The 20,576-nt window shown below is 50.5% G+C and carries 17 protein-coding genes; 10 read left to right on the plus strand and 7 right to left on the minus strand.

Translation table 11 applies throughout. From position 1 onward, the window contains the following. Positions 1 to 36: 36 nt before the first annotated feature. A complete protein-coding gene (locus IXB28_RS13595) occupies positions 37 to 546 on the plus strand; it encodes a MarR family winged helix-turn-helix transcriptional regulator (RefSeq protein ID WP_215619148.1) in 510 nt (169 codons plus the stop codon). A gap of 269 nt (positions 547 to 815) precedes the next feature. Here the strand turns inward: IXB28_RS13595 and IXB28_RS13600 are convergent, their stop codons facing one another. Together IXB28_RS13600 and remA are read right to left on the minus strand one after the other, a co-directional pair. Beyond that, positions 816 to 1,250 (minus strand): SufE family protein, encoded by a 435-nt coding sequence (locus IXB28_RS13600; protein WP_215619149.1) that lies wholly within the window; start codon positions 1,248 to 1,250, stop codon positions 816 to 818. A 95-nt stretch (positions 1,251 to 1,345) separates the two neighbouring features. Then, positions 1,346 to 1,606 (minus strand): extracellular matrix/biofilm regulator RemA, encoded by a 261-nt coding sequence (remA, locus tag IXB28_RS13605; protein ID WP_215619150.1) that lies wholly within the window; start codon positions 1,604 to 1,606, stop codon positions 1,346 to 1,348. A 511-nt stretch (positions 1,607 to 2,117) separates the two neighbouring features. Between remA and IXB28_RS13610 the strand changes: the two genes are divergently transcribed. The 3 genes from IXB28_RS13610 (at position 2,118) to yccX (ending at position 5,345) form a co-directional block, all read left to right on the plus strand. Next, positions 2,118 to 3,875 (plus strand): Rqc2 family fibronectin-binding protein, encoded by a 1,758-nt coding sequence (locus tag IXB28_RS13610; RefSeq protein ID WP_215619151.1) that lies wholly within the window; start codon positions 2,118 to 2,120, stop codon positions 3,873 to 3,875. A gap of 53 nt (positions 3,876 to 3,928) precedes the next feature. Further along, positions 3,929 to 4,954: a tRNA dihydrouridine(20/20a) synthase DusA gene (dusA, locus tag IXB28_RS13615; protein WP_215619152.1), complete on the plus strand. Its 1,026-nt coding sequence runs from the start codon at positions 3,929 to 3,931 to the stop codon at positions 4,952 to 4,954. Between the two features lie 118 nt (positions 4,955 to 5,072). Then, positions 5,073 to 5,345 (plus strand): acylphosphatase, encoded by a 273-nt coding sequence (yccX, locus tag IXB28_RS13620; protein ID WP_215619153.1) that lies wholly within the window; start codon positions 5,073 to 5,075, stop codon positions 5,343 to 5,345. A gap of 265 nt (positions 5,346 to 5,610) precedes the next feature. Here the strand turns inward: yccX and IXB28_RS13625 are convergent, their stop codons facing one another. Both IXB28_RS13625 and IXB28_RS13630 read right to left on the minus strand, forming a co-directional pair. Beyond that, positions 5,611 to 6,081, minus strand: coding sequence for a hypothetical protein (locus tag IXB28_RS13625; RefSeq protein WP_215619154.1), 471 nt, complete (start codon positions 6,079 to 6,081; stop codon positions 5,611 to 5,613). 360 nt (positions 6,082 to 6,441) lie between these two features. Further along, a complete protein-coding gene (locus IXB28_RS13630) occupies positions 6,442 to 7,026 on the minus strand; it encodes a hypothetical protein (RefSeq protein WP_215619155.1) in 585 nt (194 codons plus the stop codon). A 759-nt stretch (positions 7,027 to 7,785) separates the two neighbouring features. Here IXB28_RS13630 and IXB28_RS13635 point away from each other — a divergent pair. The 5 genes from IXB28_RS13635 to IXB28_RS13655 all read left to right on the plus strand — a co-directional run bounded on the left by IXB28_RS13635 (position 7,786) and on the right by IXB28_RS13655 (position 15,100). Continuing rightward, entirely contained in the window at positions 7,786 to 9,738 is a 1,953-nt protein-coding gene (locus IXB28_RS13635; protein WP_215619156.1) for a thiamine pyrophosphate-binding protein, read from the plus strand. 237 nt (positions 9,739 to 9,975) lie between these two features. Then, positions 9,976 to 10,734, plus strand: a complete 759-nt coding sequence (locus IXB28_RS13640) for a flavodoxin family protein (RefSeq protein ID WP_215619157.1) — start codon at positions 9,976 to 9,978, stop codon at positions 10,732 to 10,734. A gap of 336 nt (positions 10,735 to 11,070) precedes the next feature. Then, the gene (locus IXB28_RS13645; RefSeq protein WP_215619158.1) at positions 11,071 to 12,384 is read left to right on the plus strand and encodes an efflux RND transporter periplasmic adaptor subunit; all 1,314 of its coding nucleotides are present in this window, start codon (positions 11,071 to 11,073) and stop codon (positions 12,382 to 12,384) included. Between the two features lie 5 nt (positions 12,385 to 12,389). Then, positions 12,390 to 13,571, plus strand: coding sequence for an ABC transporter permease (locus tag IXB28_RS13650; RefSeq protein WP_215619159.1), 1,182 nt, complete (start codon positions 12,390 to 12,392; stop codon positions 13,569 to 13,571). Positions 13,572 to 13,582: 11 nt separating this feature from the next. Further along, positions 13,583 to 15,100, plus strand: coding sequence for a TolC family protein (locus IXB28_RS13655; protein ID WP_215619160.1), 1,518 nt, complete (start codon positions 13,583 to 13,585; stop codon positions 15,098 to 15,100). Between the two features lie 806 nt (positions 15,101 to 15,906). Here the strand turns inward: IXB28_RS13655 and IXB28_RS13660 are convergent. Beyond that, on the minus strand, positions 15,907 to 16,173 hold the full coding sequence (locus IXB28_RS13660) for a hypothetical protein (protein WP_215619161.1): 267 nt from the start codon (positions 16,171 to 16,173) through the stop codon (positions 15,907 to 15,909). 613 nt (positions 16,174 to 16,786) lie between these two features. Between IXB28_RS13660 and acs the strand changes: the two genes are divergently transcribed. Further along, a complete protein-coding gene (gene acs / locus IXB28_RS13665; RefSeq protein ID WP_215619162.1) occupies positions 16,787 to 18,772 on the plus strand; it encodes an acetate--CoA ligase in 1,986 nt (661 codons plus the stop codon). Positions 18,773 to 19,031: 259 nt separating this feature from the next. Here acs and IXB28_RS13670 read toward each other — a convergent pair whose 3' ends face one another. Both IXB28_RS13670 and IXB28_RS13675 read right to left on the minus strand, forming a co-directional pair. After that, entirely contained in the window at positions 19,032 to 19,256 is a 225-nt protein-coding gene (locus IXB28_RS13670; protein WP_215619163.1) for a hypothetical protein, read from the minus strand. 85 nt (positions 19,257 to 19,341) lie between these two features. Beyond that, on the minus strand, positions 19,342 to 20,391 hold the full coding sequence (locus IXB28_RS13675; RefSeq protein WP_215619164.1) for a hypothetical protein: 1,050 nt from the start codon (positions 20,389 to 20,391) through the stop codon (positions 19,342 to 19,344). Positions 20,392 to 20,576: the final 185 nt, after the last annotated feature.

The following is a 20,576-nucleotide window of genomic DNA, read 5'->3' on the forward strand; positions in this document are numbered from 1 at the left end:
TGAGTATACAACTAGTAATCTGTAGCTGCGATCACCATGGCGACCTCTGGTACTCCGAAAGAAATTGCCCGTCAAATGACGAATGACTGCATCGCGATGCGGTTGCGGCAGTTAAATCGCATGGTGACTCGTCTATATGATGAGGCTCTTCGACCCCTGGGGTTCACCACTAATCAACTCAATATCCTCGCCACCATTGTTAGTCGAGGCCCCATTGCCCCTGGCCAGCTAGGGCAGATGCTGGCGATGGAAAAGTCTACTGTGAGTCGTACCATCGACCGTATGTATAAGCATGGCTGGATTGATATTGGTCCTGGTAAAGACAGGCGTAGTCAATCCCTCAAGGCTACGCCCCAGGGCCGACAACTCTTGTTAACGGCTGCCCCCCTATGGGATGAACTGCAGGCCAATGTTTTAGATGCAACTGCTGATAACGCTAACCTGCTGGCAGCTGTTGGCATCAGCGCTCAACGGTCAGTGGACGACGGTGATGATGCCGAGGAGACTTTTTACAGCGATGAATTTGCAGCGGACTTTTATTCCTAAAGGCAAGAAGCACCCTCAAGTATTACGTTGAGATTTACTAGCTGGGAGACTTACGTCATCTACTCAGTAGATTCACGGTTGCTCAGCAACGGCCCTGGACCTGTCTCGAATCAGCTCTATCGATTGTGAGACTCTACCCTGGGGGCAAGTGATTTATTTGTGGTCAAAAGAAAAAACAGATTGTTCAACCAAAGTTAAATAGTGCCTGTTGTATACCCAAGTTGATACCCACTGCCATACAACAGGTATAACCCTTCAGAGCGCATCCATTAAGATTGCTCTATCAAAGACAATGCCTTTTGCTGCATCATCTTAAATATGTTGTAGAACCCGTTTGCCCTCGAAGGAGTAAGACTTACATCCAGCTGAGTGTCTTTAATAAAATCAGGCTCTAGTTGAATAATTTGCTCCGGCGGCAGTCCCTTTAACCCTTCGATTAGTAAAGCGACCAGCCCCTTCGTGATTTGTGCGTCAGAATCACCCTGGTAACTAACAGTGCCCTCATTACTGGTGCTGGCAATGATATATACCTGGGAAACACAGCCTTTAACCTTGTTCTCTGGTACTTTCGATTCTTCTGGAAAACTGTCTAGTCGCTTGGCATACCATAGCAGCTGCTCATAGCGGCGACGGGGGTCCTGAATTCGTTGAAAGCGTTTAACAATTTTGTCTAAAGCAGGTGGGCGAGCAGAGTTCACGGACATTGGCGAGCGGTCTTTTGCGCATTGACACTGTGTTCAGTGTAAACCGCTTCAGCCTGCATCCAGAGAATTCTACTTGCGAATCACTATCGTCACACTTAATCGCCGTTGGATTCTTTGTTGACTAGGAACCTGTTGGCGACGGTTTCTGGTTGCAGAGCCGATAAAATGACATGATCTGAATCTGTGACAATCACAGCCCTGGTGCGTCGGCCATAGGTGGCATCCACTAGCTGACCCGTATCACGGGCATCACCAATTAGACGTTTGATGGGGGCAGACTCAGGGCTAACGATAGCAACGACCCGATTAGCGGATACGATATTGCCAAATCCGATATTGATTAATTTAATGTCCATAGTCTTAAAGCAAGGTTCGTAAAGTGCGGTTTTCCAAACGTTAAAAAGTCAGGATTTAATTTGGCAATCTGCTTTTTAGTGTATTGATTTAGTCTTGAATGTGTCTCATCGAAATACTAACTAAAAAACTAGAGGTCAACCCAACAAAACACACATAATGATTGAGAAATATCGCAAAAATTAAGATGCTTTGTTTCAAATTGGATGAAAACTAGCTTTGTAACGTAAAAATCAATGGAAGCCAAGAATAATAAAGCATTACACGACTTAAGGTTGGGTTTCTACCTTAGTCTAGTTTACTAAATAGTAAAAGATCTTGAAATGCTTTCATGCCAGTATTTCTACGGAAAAGAACTTATTTTTAGCTCAATATATTGAGAATGTCAAAACTTATCGATACTTACCATTGAATTAATCATTCCCTTTCCCAATCTAAGGGAAACAAAAAATAGCTTTATTGTTTAAAAAACAACTAAAAATCGTCTTTTTTTTGGAAAAGTAGGAGGTTTTTTTGCAGCCAGTCGATATAACTACTCTTAAGGCCATTTGTAATGAATTATCTGCCCAATGGTTGCCCGCTCGTTGCGAACAAGTCGTGCAGTGTGATCCTCATACTGTTTGCCTTGGGCTGAGAACGGTCGAGCGTCGAGGCTGGCTGACTATATCTTGGCATCCTCAAGCTGCGCGGATTCACATGGGTGCGGCTCCTCCAAAACGGCCTGATACGTTCACGTTTAGTCAGCAGCTTAAACATCAGTTTAACGGTCTTGCCCTCACTCGTATCGAATTTTTATCCCCTTGGGAGCGGGCTGTGGATCTTCAGTTTGCCCATCGGCCAGACGAAATTGCCTTATGGCACCTATATGTCGAGATTATGGGGAAATACAGTAATGTTTTGCTGACAAATGAGCGTCAAGAGATTGTTACTGCAGCACATCAAGTCAGTGAAATGCAGTCCAGTGTGCGTACGATTCGTACAGGGGGACAATATCGGCCTCCACCGGCCATCGTTGGGACATTGCCACGTCTGGAGGAGGGCTTTGTTGATTGGCAAGAACGCATTAGCTTAGTGCCTGGCAAGTTGGCTAAAATGATGGTTAAGAGCTATAGCGGCTTAAGTACGGCCTTGGCCAAACAACTGGCGATCGCAGCGGGTTTAGCACCTAGCCAGGCAACAGACAGTTTAGCCGTGGAAGATTGGCAGCAGCTCTACGGGCAATGGCAGCGGTGGCTGCAATGTCTGGATAAAAATGATTTTCAACCGGCATGGACGGCAACGGGATATACCGTTCTAGGGTGGGCGTCCGCCACTCCTACTACAGGGTCGATGCAATCTCTCATCGAGGATTACTATAGGGCCCAGTTAAATCAACAAACATTCGTACGTATCCATCACCAGCTGACGCAGAAAGTCGGCAACCTCACGGGGAAGCTGCGTCAAAAAGCGAACAATTTCAACCAACGATTAAACGATTCGGATCGGGCGGATGACTATCGGGCGAAAGCGGATTTGCTGATGGCCTATCTCCATCAATGGCAGCCGGGAATGTCGTCAATTCGATTGCAAGATTTTGAATCGGGTGAGTGGGTTGCGCTGACGTTGAATCCAGAAAAGAATGCGGTGCAAAATGCCCAGGCATTTTATAAACGGCACCAGAAGCTGAAGCGTACCCGTGATGCGGTGATGCCGCTTCTGCAGGCGGTGGAGTCAGAGCTAAATTATTTAGAGCAGGTGGAGGCCGCCTTAACCCAAACGGCAACGTATCAGGAGGTGAGCGATCTGGCTGCGTTGGAGGAAATTCGGGATGAGTTGGTGCAGCAAGGGTATGTAAACGATCCATATCAGCGTGCTACTCGGGTGCGGTCCGATAAGCTGCCCGATTTTCATCGTTTTTCCACCCCTGGCGGCACTGAAATTTGGGTGGGCCGCAATAATAATCAGAATGAGGTGTTGTCATTTAAGGCGGCGAATGACTACGACTTGTGGTTCCATACTCAGGAAATACCCGGTAGCCATGTCTTGCTTAGGCTCGCTCCAGGGGCAGAAGCGAAGGATGAGGATTTGGCCTGGGCGGCTAATATTGCAGCTTGGTTTAGTCGGGCGCGACAGTCGGAGCAGGTGCCAGTGGTGTATACCCGACCTAAGCACGTTTATAAGTCGAAGGGGGCACGTCCCGGTATGGTGATTTATAAGCATGAAACGGTGCTTTGGGGGCAGCCGCAAACGGCAAAACAGTATTTGGCAGGGGACCCCCAGCAGAAGCCATAGGTCGACGTGACGGGATTAAACCCATCGACCGCGATATTTCAATTGTTTACCCTATGTCCATGATTCCAATATCCCAACGTCTACATCCTCTGAGCGTGGCTCCGATGATGGATCGTACCGATCGGCATTTTCGCTATTTTATGCGGCAGATCACGCGTAGGACGTTGCTCTACACCGAGATGGTGACGGCCCAGGCGATTTTCTATGGCGATCGCAACAAGCTTTTGGGGTTTGACCCCGCTGAAAAACCGCTGGCCTTACAAATTGGTGGAGACGATCCACAGCGATTGGCCATGGGTGCCCGCATTGCCGAAGAGATGGGCTATGACGAAGTGAACCTCAATGTGGGCTGTCCGAGCAATCGGGTGCAGAGTGGTAACTTTGGGGCTTGTTTAATGGGGCAGCCAGACCTAGTGGCCGATTGTGTCGCGGCCATGGCCTCAGCCGTGCAGATTCCGGTGACGGTGAAGCATCGCATTGGCATTGATGAGTGCGATCGCTACGAAGACATGCTGAACTTTGTCACCACTGTTACGGCTGCAGGTTGTCAGCGGTTTACCGTTCATGCCCGCAAAGCGTGGCTCCAGGGCCTGAGCCCCAAAGACAACCGTAATATTCCTCCACTACGCTACGACGATGTCTATCGGCTCAAACAAGAGCACCCTCACCTGTGGATTGAGATTAATGGCGGCATTAAAACCCTAGACCAAGCCCTCACCCACCTACAGCAAGTGGATGCCGTGATGATTGGTCGAGCCGCCTACGATACGCCTTATATCTTTGCGATGGCAGATCCCGACATTTATGCCGTTGATGCAGTCCCCACGCGACACCAAGTGGTCCATGCCATGCTGCCCTATATTGCGCGCTGGACCGAACAGGGCACCAAGCTACACTCCATTACCCGCCATATGCTGCAACTGTTCCATGGCCAACCCGGCAGTCGTATGTGGAAGCGACATTTAACCGAAAATAGTTGCCAACCCGGCGCCGGCATAGATGTTGTCAAGGCGGCCTTGGCACACGTGTCGGAGGCGATGAGTAAAAATACCTATACGACCCTCCCTTTGTCAATGTAGTGTGTGATGACATTGATAAAAATAAATACCCTGGTCAATAAAATTTCACCTAGTAATAAAACTTAAAGAAATGTAGTGTTTTGATACAAAATGGGGCAACAGCTAGTTCACCCCTTTGATGGCAAGAATAAAAATTACGGTCTATGGCCGGGTACAAGGTGTGGGCTTTCGTTATCACACACGTAAAAAAGCACAAGCGCTCAACTTAACTGGCTATGTGACCAATAAGCCAGATCATTCCGTAGAGATTGTTGCAGACGGTCCCGCTGGGCAACTCAAAGCATTAGTTGAATGGGCCAAAATCGGACCTGATCGAGCCAATGTAGAACGGGTTGAAACGGAAGACTGTTTGCCAATCAATCGCTTTGATGAATTTGTGATCGAATACTAATACCCAATTCGGCTGCATTCAATCCGGTGCAAGCTAGACAATTCTATCGGGACATTTCCTTGCAAATGCCCCGATAGCCGGTGCTATCAGTCAGGATTGCGCCCAGTATGCCTATTGAGTTGGAGCTGCTACAGCTATTGCTCCTGCCCAATCTATTCTCAACAGCAAATCAGGCCAGAGGATAGTGCCTCTGACCTGATTTGTATCGGTCACACATAAGTTGATATCAGCAATCTACATTGCTGTTAGCTTTGACCTTTAATTTCTAAAGCAGAGTAAAGACTAACGCTAGGGCGATCCCGGCCATAAATGCCAGAATCAAGGTGTCACGAGCTAAAGTGCTACGCCCTCTACGCGCTTGCTTGCTGGCAGGATTGGGCAGGGTGGCAATGCCCGCATCGGGATGGCCTAGGGCATAGCCGTTGCGTCCCTGGGTGGGAAAAGCTGGGGGGACGGCTGCTATCGACTGCGGTGCAGAACTGGCAGAGTACTGGGCTGTGTGTGCCGCGATGCCGGCAGATTCTTCCATGTTAGAAAACATCGAATCCTGAATCACGATGCCGATTTCATGGGCATTCCAACCCTGCTCTCGTAAAACAGCCCCTGCTGCGTCTGGTCCACGGTTGAGAAAATCTAAATCTGATTGGCTGGGGTCGGTGTGGCCACTGTACAGCGAGTTTGCAGGTGCTCCGAACTCTTTCTGTAATTCATCTAGTTCCCTAGATTGCGCCTGCATTGAATCAAATTGGCTTTGACTAATAGCTACATGCTTTAAAACAGCATTGATTTGTTGGCATGACCAACCATTCCTACATAATGTGCGAGCTGCTCTAAAATCCAGTTCCTGCTCTAAGAGCGTGTTTTGCTGAAGGTCTTTCATGTGTGGTTAATTTATCAGGCGCCTAGGTTAAGAGTTTACCCATACGGTAAGCGTCGGAAGTAGCCAATCACAACCGTAATTGGACAACTAGAGGAGGTTACTCAAAGCCATTAGCCTTTAGGTGATAACCCTGTAGGGTTCAGTATTCTCTCCACCACCATGTATAAATCATGAATTCTGATCGTGCTCATTCTAGGGGTTAGCCTCTAGAAAACTTCATAGCATGTGAAGGATTAGCAAAACCCCAATAAAGGCGAAGACACCTAACCAAAATAAAATAAGCAGAGTTCTCAGGGTTGCAGCTTTGGACTTTCGATGGCTGCTAACGGGTAAATAGTAGGGATAGCTGCGCTTGTAGCGATACCTATTGGAGAATGATCTATTGCCATTGGAGGATAGATCGTTCATTAACGCTAGCCCAATATTATCCAAAGGGTTCATGGTCCCCTTTAACACCTGACGAATTTGCTGGGTGCTCCATCCATAGTGAGTCAAGACCGCCGTGGCTTCCTCCACCCCCCGGTTCATCACCAGAATCCGAGGTAGCTTGGTGGTGTTTATCTGAACCAGGTGACTATCAGTGGTAGATGTGCGCAGGGGCTTGGGTGGCCCAAATTTTTGTTGCAACTGGTCAAATGTTGTTGCCTGTTGTTGAATGATACGAAAATTCTCTGGTCGAATGTAACCCCGTTGTAAAACACCATTGATTTCTTCGAGCATCCATCCGGCTCGGCATAGAGAGTGGGCCGCTCGAACATTCAACTCTTGCCTGGATACGCTGTTGTGGTTGAACTCTTCCATGGGAGTTTTAAGGGAGGGAAATATCGTGTGTGTGCAGTTTGATTAGGCCCAACTGTTCTTGCAGAGAAGATCGAGTACTGAAACTCTATAGACTCAATGCTGTCGATTACTGTAGAAGGTCTTAGCCTTAATGCTGTCGATGCCCTGAATGTCTGAAATCTACGCAATAAAGGTATCAGGCATTGTGTGGCGATCTGGGGGACCTTAAGGATTTATCTAGAGTGTTTGATGTTTTATGTTGTGAAACGTTGATGGAGCCCCCTTGTTTTAGGGGCTATGGGCGGTGCTCCTCGTCAATAGCGGCAGCCCCATGGGGGAGTTCGGTGCCAGCGAATCTAGAGGGAGCCCATAGACCGTAACGATATGCTGAGCGCTGGTGTCTAAATGCCTGCAGAGAGTGGGAATGGGCAAAATATTCAGCCATTCACTGCTTTGGCTCCATGCATCGGCTCCATGCATCGGCTTGGTGGATCGCTACAAAATGTTTCAGTTGATAACTTTCTATGGTTGTTGCTGCACATTTGTTGCAGCGATAGTCCAAAAACATGGAATTGCTTTCCAAAGGTAGTTGTGCGTGGTTCAGCCATCGCTGCGGCGTGTTTTAGAACATGGCTACGGTAGGCCTACGGATAAAAAAGTTGTTTTTGTCTTTTTTGTCTATAGGTGTGACTCTTTACACAACTTTATTGTTGTTAGTTTAGGGATTTCTCATAAATCCTTGCCATAATCTCTCTGCTCGCAAATTTTGGGAGGATCGCTATGTCCGAGGTCACTACGCAGTGGTATCGCGTTCTAGCGCTAGACGAATTACCGGAAGGTCGAGTGAAAACTGTTGTGGCTGGTCATAAGAGTATTGCCCTAACGCATTACCAAGGCCAGTATGGAGCTCTGGATAATCGCTGTCCTCATCAGGGTGGTCCCCTGGGGGAAGGGTCCATTGAAAATGGCTTTCTACGCTGTCCCTGGCATGGTTGGGACTATTGTCCTTTAACGGGCGCCCCTCCTGGTGATTTAGAGGTGGACGACGCCTTAGATACATTTCCGGTGGAGGTGCGAGCGGACGGCATCTATGTCGGCTTGGCGGGCGAGCCTCCCCACGTTCGCACGGTCAGTGATGTCATGGTGGAAACCATGGTCAATTGGGGCGTAACCCATGTGTTTGGCATGGTGGGTCATTCCAATTTAGGCTTGGCCGATGCCATGCGGCGTCAGGAGTCTCAGGGAAATCTCAGTTATATTGGCATTCGCCATGAGGGAGCGGCTGCTTTTGCGGCATCGGCCTATGCCAAGCTGACCGGCAAACCTGCAGCTTGTCTCAGTATTGCCGGTCCAGGTGCCACCAATTTACTCACAGGCATGTGGGATGCCAAGGTGGACCGAGCTCCCATTTTGGCGCTTACGGGGCAGGTAAATTCCCAGGTATTAGGGACTGGGAATTTTCAGGAGTGTGATCTTGCTGCCGCATTTGGCGGCGTTGCGGCTTGGAGCCAGACCGTTTTGGGCCATAGCAAACACGGCGAACTGATGACGTTGGCCATTAAGCATGCCCTATTAAAGCGAGATGTGGCCCATCTGATTTTTCCTGATGAGATCCAGGTGCAGGCAGCGGTTGATGTGCCGGCCTCGAACCCGGTTGGGCGGCTGACACCTTTGCAGATTGCGCCGCCACCTGAATCGTTGCAGCGGGCCATCGATAAATTGAAACAATCTCGCCGTCCGGTGATTATTGTGGGCCACGGTGCTCGCTTTAATATGCCCGCCGTTATCGCGTTGGCGGAGTCCCTCGGCGCCCCCGTGCTCACCACTTTTAAGGGCAAAGGATTAATTTCTGATCAGCATCCTTTGGGGTGTGGTGTGTTGGGGCGTAGCGGTACTCCCATTGCTAGCTGGTTTATGAACGAAGCGGATGTGTTGTTGGTGTTCGGCGCCTCCTTCTCGAACCATACGGGGATCTATCCGGGTAAGCCGATTATTCAGGTGGACTTTGACCCGATGGCCTTGGGCAAGTTTCATCCGGTGGAGGTGCCCGTGTGGGGTGAGATTAGCATCGTTGTAGACCAGCTGCAATCGGCGTTGGCAGGTCAGGTGGAAACGGAGGATCAGCGATCGCAAATTGCAGAACGCTGGGCCATCTGGCGGGCGGAAAAGTCTCGCCGTGAGATCGACAACCGTGGCAAAGGGTTAAATTCTGCCAGTATTTTCGCTGCCATGACTCGCCATGTGCCTGCTAATGCGGTGATTGCCGTGGACGTGGGTAACAACACCTATTCCTTTGGTCGCTACTTTGAATGTCAGTCCCAGTCGGTATTGATGTCAGGATATCTTGGGTCGATCGGCTTTGCTTTCCCCGCTGCCATGGGAGCCTGGGCTGCCGTTGGCCAAGAGCGTCCCATCGTATCGGTTTCTGGCGATGGGGGCTTGGGTCAATATTTGGCCGAATTTACCACAGCTGTGAAGTATGGCATGAACATCACCCATATTCTGCTCAATAACTCTCAGCTTGGCAAAATTTCAAAAGAACAACGGGCCGGGGAGTGGGATGTATGGCAAACGTCGCTGCATAATCCTGATTTCTCTAAATATGCCGACAACTGTGGTGGCTTAGGTATTCGCGTCACCCAAAAGGAGGAACTAGATGGGGCAATTACTCGCGCCCTGGCCCATTCGGGCCCCGCCCTAGTGGAAATTATCGCTGACCCTGACTTGATTTAATTGTCTTTTTAGTAAGTGGGTTATCCAAATTAGGCTTCAGATTCCGAGGCCCCCTTCCGTTACCCAATACAGCTCCTGAGGGCTCTTTAAAAGTTAAAATCATGGTCTTTTTCCTTAAAATTATGGCTTAAAAAGTCTTTCCGAATTAAGCCGTGAATTAGTTTCTTCACAGCTCCTGAGGCTCCTTGAGCAGAGTCAAAGTATCACTCACCTGTTCTCTATTTCTAAAATAATCCCATGACAGAACAACTTTCTAAAATCACCCAACATCAGTGTGAGAACGCCCCGGCACAATACAGCGATCTCAAAGCCCTGTTTCTAAATTGCACCCTTAATCGTACCCCTGTGCTCTCCCACACTCGCGGTGTCATTAATATTGCAAAAGAGATTTTTGAGGCGAATGGTGTGCAAACTAAGGTGATTCGTCCGGTTGACTATGATATTCCGGCTGGTCTGGGGTTGGATATGTCCGAAACGCCGGAGTGGGATAAGGATGATTGGCCCCAGTTACAAAAACAGATCGATGAAACCGATATTTTGGTGCTGTGTACGTCGGTATGGCTCGGGGAAAAAAGCTCGGTGTGTAACCGTGTTTTGGAGCGGATGTATGGTTACACCCATTTACTGAACGAAAAGGGGCAGTATCGGGATTATGGCAAGGTGGGGGCTACCTTGATTACGGGCAACGAAGACGGCGTGAAGCACTGCGCGATGAATATTTTGTTCTCGTTGTCCCACATCGGCTATACGGTGCCTCCCCAGGCGGATGCTGGCTGGCTGGGTGAAGTGGGTCCGGGGCCATCCTATTTGGATCCGGGTTCGGGTGGTCCTGGCAATGATTTTACCAATCGGAATACTACATTTTTGGCCTGGAACTGTATGCACCTGGCGCGTATGCTGAAGGATAATGGCGGTATTCCTGGCCATGGGAATCAGCCGGATGCTTGGGATGCAGGCTGTAAAACCGACTTTAAAAACCCAGAACACAAGGTGTAGCGTAAGTTGAAGTGCTACTTGTGCCTTCTGGTTCTAGCGCACTGGTTCTAGCGCACTATTTCATGAACCCAACAAATCCAATCCCCATGGCTTAAATGTTGTTTTTGAGCGTGAACGGTTGGTAATGTTGGGTTCATTAGTTTTTGTAAGAAAGCGGAAACTGGGGGATAGGTTAATCCAACCTGCGCTTTTTGCTGGTTACTGCTCTTTTGTTGGGTCTTTTACGTCATTGGTTTCGATCTTGGTTTCGATATTTGTAGGTGATGGACAGTCATCGGCCAGTCTCTTAAGATTTGATCAACGGACATCAGGGCATTTGATAGGTAGCAGACAAATATGGCGGATGTTAGGTCTCCGGAGCAGCCTGGGGGAAAATGGTCTACAGCGGTTGATCCGTTGGGGGCAAAGTCTAGATCGCTCACGTATCGGGTATTAGTGTTCTGGTTAGTGGGGTTTGCGGCCCTGGCGGCTGCCACTGCCGGTGTCTATATGCGCTATCGGGGAGCGCAGTCCGAGGCGATTGCTGTGCCATTGCATACGGTGGAGCGTTCTACCGTAGAGCTGACGGTAACGGCCAGTGGCACTTTGGCGCTGGGGGGGCAGCAAACCCTAAAGTCTCCCCAGAGTGAGGCAACGGTGGAACAAGTGCTGGTGCAGGTGCGCAGCCTGGTAGAAGCCGGGCAACCCCTTGTAGTATTGCGCGATCGCGACAAAGAACGGGATCTGCGATCGCAGCAGGTAACTATCGAAAAAGCTCGGCTCGACCTGGCCCGTCGTCAGGAACGTGTGGTCGAAGAGGAAGAACGTGTAGCGGCAGCCGTTGAGCAGTATCGCGAATCCCAGGAACTATTCCAGCAAGGGTTTATTGCTGAGGACGAAGTGCGTGGTGATGAATCAGATCTCGACCAACGGCGTTCTGGCTTAAAGGATGCCCAGCTAGAAGTGACTAAGGCTGAACTGGACCTGAAAACCCACCAGGAAAACCTAGCTGCCCTGGAGCAGCAACTTAGCGATCGCGTTATTTTATCCCCCATTGATGGTGTAGTACTAGACGTCAGTGTGGCTGATGGCGAGGCCATTACCACCGATACCGACCTCCTGACCCTAGGGGATCCTGACCAAGAAATCGTAAAGCTGAATTTGACCACCCTGGATGCCGCTAAAGTGAGCATCAACCAACCCACTCGTATTCGAGCCATTGGTCCCGATGCCCAAGACTACCAGGGGCGGGTCGTGGGCCTATCGCCCCAAGCCCTATCTGCTGCCAATTCAGGGTTTAGTTCTTCCCAGGAAGGCCAGGCCCGCGTCCAGGCCCAAATCCAACTCGAGCAGCCGAGTCAGACCCTAATACCCGGTAGCTTTGTCAATGTAGAAATCATTACCGAGCAGCAGCAAAATGTCATTGTTGTGCCCCCAGAGGCGGTGCAGCGCCAAGCTGATTCTGCCTTTGTCTGGTTGCGCGACCAGCGGGGCAAAGCCCAACAGCAGCCAATCGAACTGGGTCTACAGGGGTTAGATGTCTTTGAAGTGACCCGTGGGCTGGACGCGGGCGACCAGATAGCTTTAGTGCCCCCCACATTAACCATCATGCCCGGCATGACCTTGAGTGAATCCGGTATGCCACAAAATCTACCACCAGAAGTACCTTAGACATTATGGGACTGCCCCTCAGCGATCTGCTATTTATGACCTGGCGCTCCATCAGTAGTCAGTGGCTGCGTTCGAGTTTGACCACCTTTGGCGTATTTATGGGGGTGGGGGCCGTCAGTGCCACCCTAAATATCCAAACCATTACCCGTGAGCAGATTGACCTTAAGCTAGCGGCCAGGGATAAACCCTACGTCACTCCCTATATGTGGTCTAGGGAGGGGCCTCAACCCGAGATTGATGTGGAGCTGCAGCGCTCGCTCAAGGATTCTATTCCTGAGATTCGCACCATTAGTTCTATCAGTCAGGTATCTATTGATAACGCCCAGTATGAAAACCAAGAAACCGAGGTAAATACCCGCAGTGTGTCCCTAAACTATTTGGAGACGACAGGGCGGCGTGTTTTGCAGGGCCGATTTTTTGACCCAGCCGATGTCGAGCAATATCGACCGGTTGCCTTAGTGGATACCCAGCTTGCAGAAACCTTATTTCAGGGAGAATCCGCCTTAAACAAGGCGATCTACGCCGGAGGCAATCGCTTTGTCATCATCGGCATGATTGAATCGAAATCTAATTCTGAGTGGGAGTCCTCGGGAGAATTATGGATAACCGAGACCTTTGCCTCTGTGCTTGCCGGGAGATATAGTTTCGATCGGCTGCACATTAGTGCCCATTCCTTGACCCAAATTGGTACGCTCACAGAAGCCGTAGAAACATTTTTGTTAGAGAGCTATCCCCAAGCAGACGTGTATATTGGCAGCAATGCCGAAGACTTATTAGAAGAGTTAGAAGTGCAAAAAATTTCTTCTGCGGCCCTGACAGCGGTGGGCATTATCGCCCTGATTATTGGGGGGGTGGGCATTGCCAATATTACCGTAGCGGCTGTTTTGGAACGCACCAAAGAGATTGGTATTCGTCGGGCCATTGGTGCGTCTAAGCTAGAAGTGATGGGGCAGTTTATTTTAGAAGCGGTTGTGTTGAGTGTGTTAGGGGGCGCGATCGCGGTGGCCGCCATTCATGGACTGACCAGGGTTGCGACTACGGTTGTGGTGCAGGCACCCTATCGGTTTTCCTATCGTAATGCGGCCCTATCCATGGGGGCTGCGGTGGTGGTGGGTGTTGGAGCCAGTTTTATTCCCGCCGTGCGAGCTACTCAAATTGATATTGTGAAAGCCCTACGGAGTGACTGATGGCGAACGTAATGCAGTGGCGAATATTGGCCCTGGCCATGGGGCTTACTACCCTGGCAACTCCTTTGGCAGCCCAGACCGGGCTACCAGAGCTGCCATCGACTACTCCAAACCCTCAATTAACTGAACAACTAGACGAAAATCTCTCCTCTCCAACCGATGGAACCTCATCCTTAGATGAGGTTCAGGCGTTGGTGTTGACGGACGAAGATGTGGTGACCCTGTTGCTACAGAACAATCTGGAGCTAAGGAATGCGGCGTTGGCTAGAATTGCCCAGCGCCAACAGTTAAAAGAATCCGAAAGTGTGTTTGATCCTGATTTTACCCCCACCCTGCGTCTGGGGATTGAAGATGTGACAGGCCGTGCCACGGAGATCACCCGTGAAGCGCAGCTCGGGGGAGAATTGCTCACTCCCCTGGGGACCACCCTGGAAGCCACCATTGATGTGCTTGACGATCAAGATCTAGACCTGACGGTGACGCAGCCTTTGTTGCGCCGGGCGGGGCGGGCCGTAAATACCGCACCTGTTGAAATTGCTCGCCTACAGGAAACCAACAATCAGCTAAATTTGCAACAGCAGTTGATTGATAACATTACCCAGGGGATTCGCGCCTACCATGCATTAATTCGGGCTGAGGCGAATGTGCGGATTCAGCGCTTGTCATTAGATACCCAGCGGCAACAACGACGCTTAACCGAGGCATTGGTCAACGCTGGGCGAGTGGCCCAATTTGACTTGGTGAACATTGACGCTAGCTTGGTGGCAACGGAGGCGAATGTGTTGGCCACTGAAAACGATTTAGAGCAGGCAAAATCTAACCTGTTAGATCTGTTGGATATATCAGAAGCTTTGGAGATCACGGTTGCAGAACAGACCTTGGAGGCTTTGAAGGGGCTGGCTCAATCCACTGAGGTGTTTTTGTTAGCAGACTTGGTGCAGGTGGCCTACGAGAGCCGCCCCGACTATCGCCAAGCCCAGCTCGATTTAGAGGTGGCCCAGCTGAATGGCATTGTGGCCGCAGATAATCGACGCTGGGATTTGGATTTGCGGGCCAATGCAACCACAGGAGACTTTTCCCAGGCCTCTGCTGAACTGGTGCTCACTCGCATATTAGAGAACGAATCCTTAGAAACGGCGTTTCAGCAAAATCAGGTCCAGCAGCAGCAGTTGCAGAATACCCTGGAGCGTTTGCGCTCAGACATCCGTTTAGAGGTGGCCGACCAGTTGCGCAATGTGGAATCTGCCCGTAGTCGCATTGAGGTGACCCGCCTGGCCCGTGAGTTGGCTGAGCGGCAGTTACAAAATGCCCAGGCCCGAGCGCGTCGGGGGCGCACCCGCAATATTTTTGAGGAGTTAGAGTTTCAAAATGACGTGGTAGAAGCCCAAAACGATGAGGTGGGTGCAGCGATTGATCTGGCAGATGCGATCGCTGCCCTCAACCAATCCCTCGGCACCACCTTGACCCGTTGGTCAGACCAGGTAGAGGCGAGTCAACTACTGGTCGTACCTATCCTAGAGCAACCCTAGCGACTCCCAGTCCTCGTGCCTAACCACTACCTAAACGCTTGCGATAAGTGTAGTAATGCCTGTGCCTAATAAAAAGGTACGCATTGATTTGCAATTGTTTGTATAGGTTTGGCGTGTGTGTGTCATCCTTTAGCGACAACATGGTGGACTATGAAAAAAGCCCTTGGCAAACTGCCAAGGGCTTTTTTCAACTCATGAAAGCGGAGAGTTGTATTGTCTAATGCTTGGCCCTAGTTCTTTTGGCGTGAAGGTCGACGGATAATAATAATGTCACCGTCTTGGTAATCTGACTTTTTAGGGCGCTTAGTTTTCGGACGCTGATTTGTGCCAGCACCTTGAGACATAAGCAGTAGCAGTATGAAAGGCAATGAAATTAACAGGGCGGGGGACATTGCTGGGTCTCCTAATCAATAGGGGGTAGATGACGTTCGAGATCCAGGATGGGGCTAGGCTAAGCAACTGGACTCGGACAGTGAGCTATTTGTTGAACTAAAAACCAGAGAGAAATCCATCTGCTAATTGAGTGGGCTTCACTCGTTAATCTAAATGTAGTACGTGTGCAAAGATGTTAGAGGTGTATCAGACAGTTGTTCAATTGGCCTAGAGATTTGCGTAAAAGTACGCAATAAAACATTACTTCTCCTGATGCATTCGTCACAATTGTATGCCCTTGGTCTGATGGATAAAACACCCCGACCGGGTACTTTTTCGGATGTTTTGCAAAAAACTTGACGTGATTGTGGGGTAATTATGGAGGCTGCTGTTCTATATGACGGTCATGGTCACAACCAATAGCCGGATGTCCTTTAGTCTGGCTGTTTGTTGTCGTTGATCTCCGTTGCAAATCGAGATTTCCAGGTTGTATCTATCGGTAGTGTGCCATTGAATACCCAGCGGCCATCGGTTGGCTTTAGGTCAGGAGACCATCCGTGGACAGGGTGCCATTCCCATTGAAAATAGAATTTACCAAAAGGGTCATCTGAGTAGATAGAGCTGGGTTCTAGGGCAATGAAAAGCTCATCTGCCATGGTGTCAGTGATAAACTCCTCCCAGAAATTTAGGAACGTACCCATCTCATCCGGGTCGCCGAAGTGTTTGTGACTTAAGCCGAAAGTGATGATGTACCCAGCTCTATTCGGTTCTTCTGGCGCGTGAAAAATGCCTTGCCAGATGGAGAAATCTCCTACGAAGGGGCGATCTGGTAGCTGGGCTATCTTAGCGAGCAGACTATTTCTTTGTCGTTGATGTCCACATAAAATATGGCCACTTGCCCAGGCATTGTTTCCCATAAATGATGGTGTATTTCTCGAGTTGGCTATGAACCATACTGCGTAAGTATGGCAAAACATTCAGGCAGTATCGACGCAACATCTGGCCTAGACATAGAGTCGATGGTTTTGGTGCGATCGCTAGGTTTTATTTTCAAGCTCGCAATTCATTGTGGTTAATTTACGTTTTCCAACCAAAATGATTTCCCAGTGCCGATCCATCGAAAAATATTGAAAAGCCTGGATGGTTTCGGCTTTGTGCAGGTGTACTCTGTAGCCTGCACAAAGATTATGCCGTTGCTGATTTAGCAAATGCAACGATCTGTAAAACTGGCTAACAGCCTAGATAGCGCAGATCACGTCATCCCGAGGATCAGTAACGCCAGTATTCCCTAGAGAAACGCTAGTAAGACGACCTATGGCACAATCCCCTAACTCACAGTCTGCAATCGAGTCGATTTTGCAAGAGCAGCGCCTGTTTGAGCCCCCCGCTGAGTTTGCGGCAGCGGCAACGGTGTCTGGCGCTGATCAGTACCAGGCCCTCTACGATAAAGCAGCAGCGGATCCAGCCGCATTCTGGGCAGAACTGGCCGAGCAGGAGCTGCACTGGTTTAAAAAATGGGATACGGTCCTCGACTGGCAGCCCCCCTTTGCCAAGTGGTTTGTCGGTGGCAAAATCAATATTTCCTATAACTGCTTAGACCGTCACCTGGATACCCCCCGGCGTGATAAGCCCGCCCTAGTGTGGGAAGGGGAGCCCGGCGATTCCCGCACTCTGACCTATGCTGAGCTACACGCGGAAGTGTGCCAGATGGCCAATGTGCTGAAGGATATGGGCGTTGCCAAGGGCGATCGCGTCGGCATCTATATGCCCATGGTGCCGGAAGCGGCGGTGGCCATGCTGGCCTGTGCCCGCATCGGGGCGGCCCATACGGTGGTATTTGGCGGCTTTAGTTCCGAAGCCCTGCGCGATCGCTTAAATGACGCGGAAGCCAAGGTGGTAATCACCGCTGACGGCGGCTTCCGTAAGGACAAGGCCATGCCCCTGAAGCCTGCGGTGGATGCGGCCCTAGAGGGCAATGCGGTGCCGTCTGTGACCAATGTGCTGGTGGTGCAGCGCACCAAACAAGACGTCGCCTGGACCGAAGGCCGCGACGTGTGGTGGCACGATGTCAAGCCCGGTGCCTCCACCGACTGCGCGGCGGAACCCATGGACAGCGAAGATCTGCTGTTTATTCTCTACACCAGCGGCACCACCGGTAAGCCCAAGGGCGTGGTGCACACCACCGGCGGCTACAACCTCTACACCCACACCACCTTTAAGTGGACCTTCGACATCAAAGAAGACGATGTGTACTGGTGTACCGCCGATGTGGGCTGGATTACGGGCCACAGCTACATTGTGTACGGTCCCCTGTCCAACGGGGCCACCAGTGTGATGTACGAAGGGGCTCCCCGGAAGTCCAATCCTGGCTGCTTCTGGGATGTGGTGGAAAAGTATAAGGTGACGATTTTCTACACCGCCCCCACCGCCATCCGCGCCTTCCTGAAGATGGGGGATCAACATCCCAACGCCCGCGATCTGACGTCTCTGAGAATTTTGGGTACGGTGGGTGAGCCCATTAACCCGGAAGCCTGGATGTGGTATCACAAGGTGATTGGCGGCGAGAACTGCCCCATTATTGATACCTGGTGGCAAACGGAAACCGGCGGCTTTATGATTACGCCCTTGCCCGGTGCGATCGCAACCAAGCCCGGATCCGCCACCAAACCCTTCCCCGGTATCCTGGCCGATATCGTGGACGCCGAGGGCAACCCCGTCGGGGCCAACGAAGGCGGCTACCTGGTGGTGAAACACCCCTGGCCCAGCATGATGCGCACCGTCTACGGCGATGATGCCCGCTTTCGCCGCACCTACTGGGAGCACATTCCCCCCAAGGACGGCAACTATATGTACTTCGCTGGGGACGGTGCCCGCAAGGATGAAGACGGCTACTTCTGGATCATGGGCCGCACCGACGACGTGCTCAACGTGTCCGGCCATCGCCTAGGCACCATGGAAATTGAGTCGGCGCTCCAGTCCCACCCCGCCGTGGCCGAAGCCGCCGTTGTGGGGCGTAAAGACGACCTCAAGGGTGAAGACGTGTTTGCCTTTGTGATTCTAGAAGGGACCCACAGCCCCAGCGATGATCTAAAGGCGGAACTGAAGCAGCACGTGGTCAAAGAGATTGGTGCGATCGCCCGCCCTGGTGAGATTCGCTTTGCCGAGGGGCTGCCCAAAACCCGCTCCGGCAAAATCATCCGCCGATTCCTTCGCAACCTCGCCAGTGGCGAAGAACTCGTGGGCGATGCCACCACCATGGAAGACCAAAGCGTGCTCGAAAAGCTACGTACTGAGTCTTAGGGCTTGTTAAAAATTAAAATCATGGTCTTTTTCCTTAAAAGCATGGCTTAATAAGTCTTTTCGGATGAAGCCGTGAATTAGTTTTTTAACAGCTCCTGAACTAAGGCAAGAGCCGCTTCTAGATTGGTCCTTGCCTCTCAGGCATTTTCCCTAATAAATTCCCTAATCAGCAACAAAAGACCCTGGCCTTGGCCAGGGTCTTTTGTCTTTTTTAAAATGTTGTTTTTTAACAAGAACGGGTTGTTCTTAAACAACCCAATTACTCTTCTTCCTCTTCGTAGCGTTCCATCAACCTAGGATCAAAATCGCTGCTATCCATCGCCTCCGAAGGTCCAGCAAAACTATAGACATCCTGCGTCCATGCTTCTAAGCGTGCCGCTTTACTCAGGGCAATGTGGTATGGCAATTGTCGGAATGTTTGCAGCTTGCCGCTATCTCTACGAGACCTGGGGCGGTTGGACGGTGACGGTTTTGGTGGACGCATGGAGATCGGATTTAAAGAAACAACATTATTTTAGATTGACCTAGTTTGAAACAGTGTGAGGTATGTCACCCCAGCGCCCACCATTTTACCCATAGCGATGGTTGTAATCGATATTTAAGAGGATGTCCTCGTAGTCCAGCGCGAGGAACCGATCTAACGGCATATAGAGCCAGCGTAGGGAGGAGTTCGGATCCGCTTTCGTTGCTCGAAACCCAAGGGTGAGGGCAAAGTTTTCCGACAGGGGATGAATGGCAATGGTGTAAATATCGCTGAGATTGGGAAAGTCCTCTCGAATTGTTTGCAACGTCTGGTGGGAGTCTTTGATAAATGTGCAGGCCGTTTCATAGGTCCAAAGATTGAGCTGAATTTGCCAGCTACGCACAAAGACCGCATAACAGTCAGGATCGCCCTTCGTCGCTACCTGAATGGGGTCCTCGTCCCTCACATCTAAACGGCTGAGATGCACACTGAGGCTAGGGGCCAGATCAAACTTTTCTTCTGAGTCGGGATGGGCCGGTAAAAAAGCTGAAAATCCAATCGGTTCACCCGTAGACTCACGTCGTAATACACGCAACCCCTCAGGATATTTTCTGGCCCACTGACGCAGCCCTTTTTTGATGTTGTACAGCATCGACTCAGGGCGTTCTGGGTCATAGCTATAGACGTCTTCTAACAGGCTCGCAACCAAGGTGGCATCATTGCGAGCGTCGAAGGCATCGGTAAAAAAGCTATCCTCTACCTCTGGATCTGTGGGTTCAAAGCTTTGGGGAATATTTAAGCTTAGCCGTGTGGCCACCCCATCCGCTTCACCCCGTCGCAGCAAATTTTTGGATGCTAGCTTATCGATCATTTGGCCAGCGGCCCGGGGTGTGCCCGAGGTCTCGGTATAAAATAAATCGGCTGCATCACTGTGGGAGCAGTAAAAGCTACTGATCTGTCGATTTAGGGTGCTGATCGGCGCAGCTGCCATTCCCTGGTGCATCAAATAGCCATATCCCCACAGCCTGACAAAATAGGTAGCCTGTCGCCGGGTAATTTTAAAACCTGGCTGATGAACAATGTGTTCGATGTATTTATTTTGTATATCCCGAGGAAACCACTCTTCGACATTACTCGGTTGAATCTGATCGTTCATGGTGACGATGTTCCCAGCTGCCATGAAATGGAATGAAAAATACTTCACCCCTACTTCACCCTGCTGCATATTATCCCATGCTGCTGGCGGATGCTCCATGCTGCTGGCATGGGGATCATGGCTTTAACCCTTGCTGCTGCTTGCTCGTAGATGCTGTCGGGCCAAATTATCTACGTTAGGAATGT

The sequence above is a fragment of the Leptothoe kymatousa TAU-MAC 1615 genome (assembly GCF_018739865.1).
Classification (GTDB): Bacteria; Cyanobacteriota; Cyanobacteriia; order Phormidesmidales; family Phormidesmidaceae; genus Leptothoe; species Leptothoe kymatousa.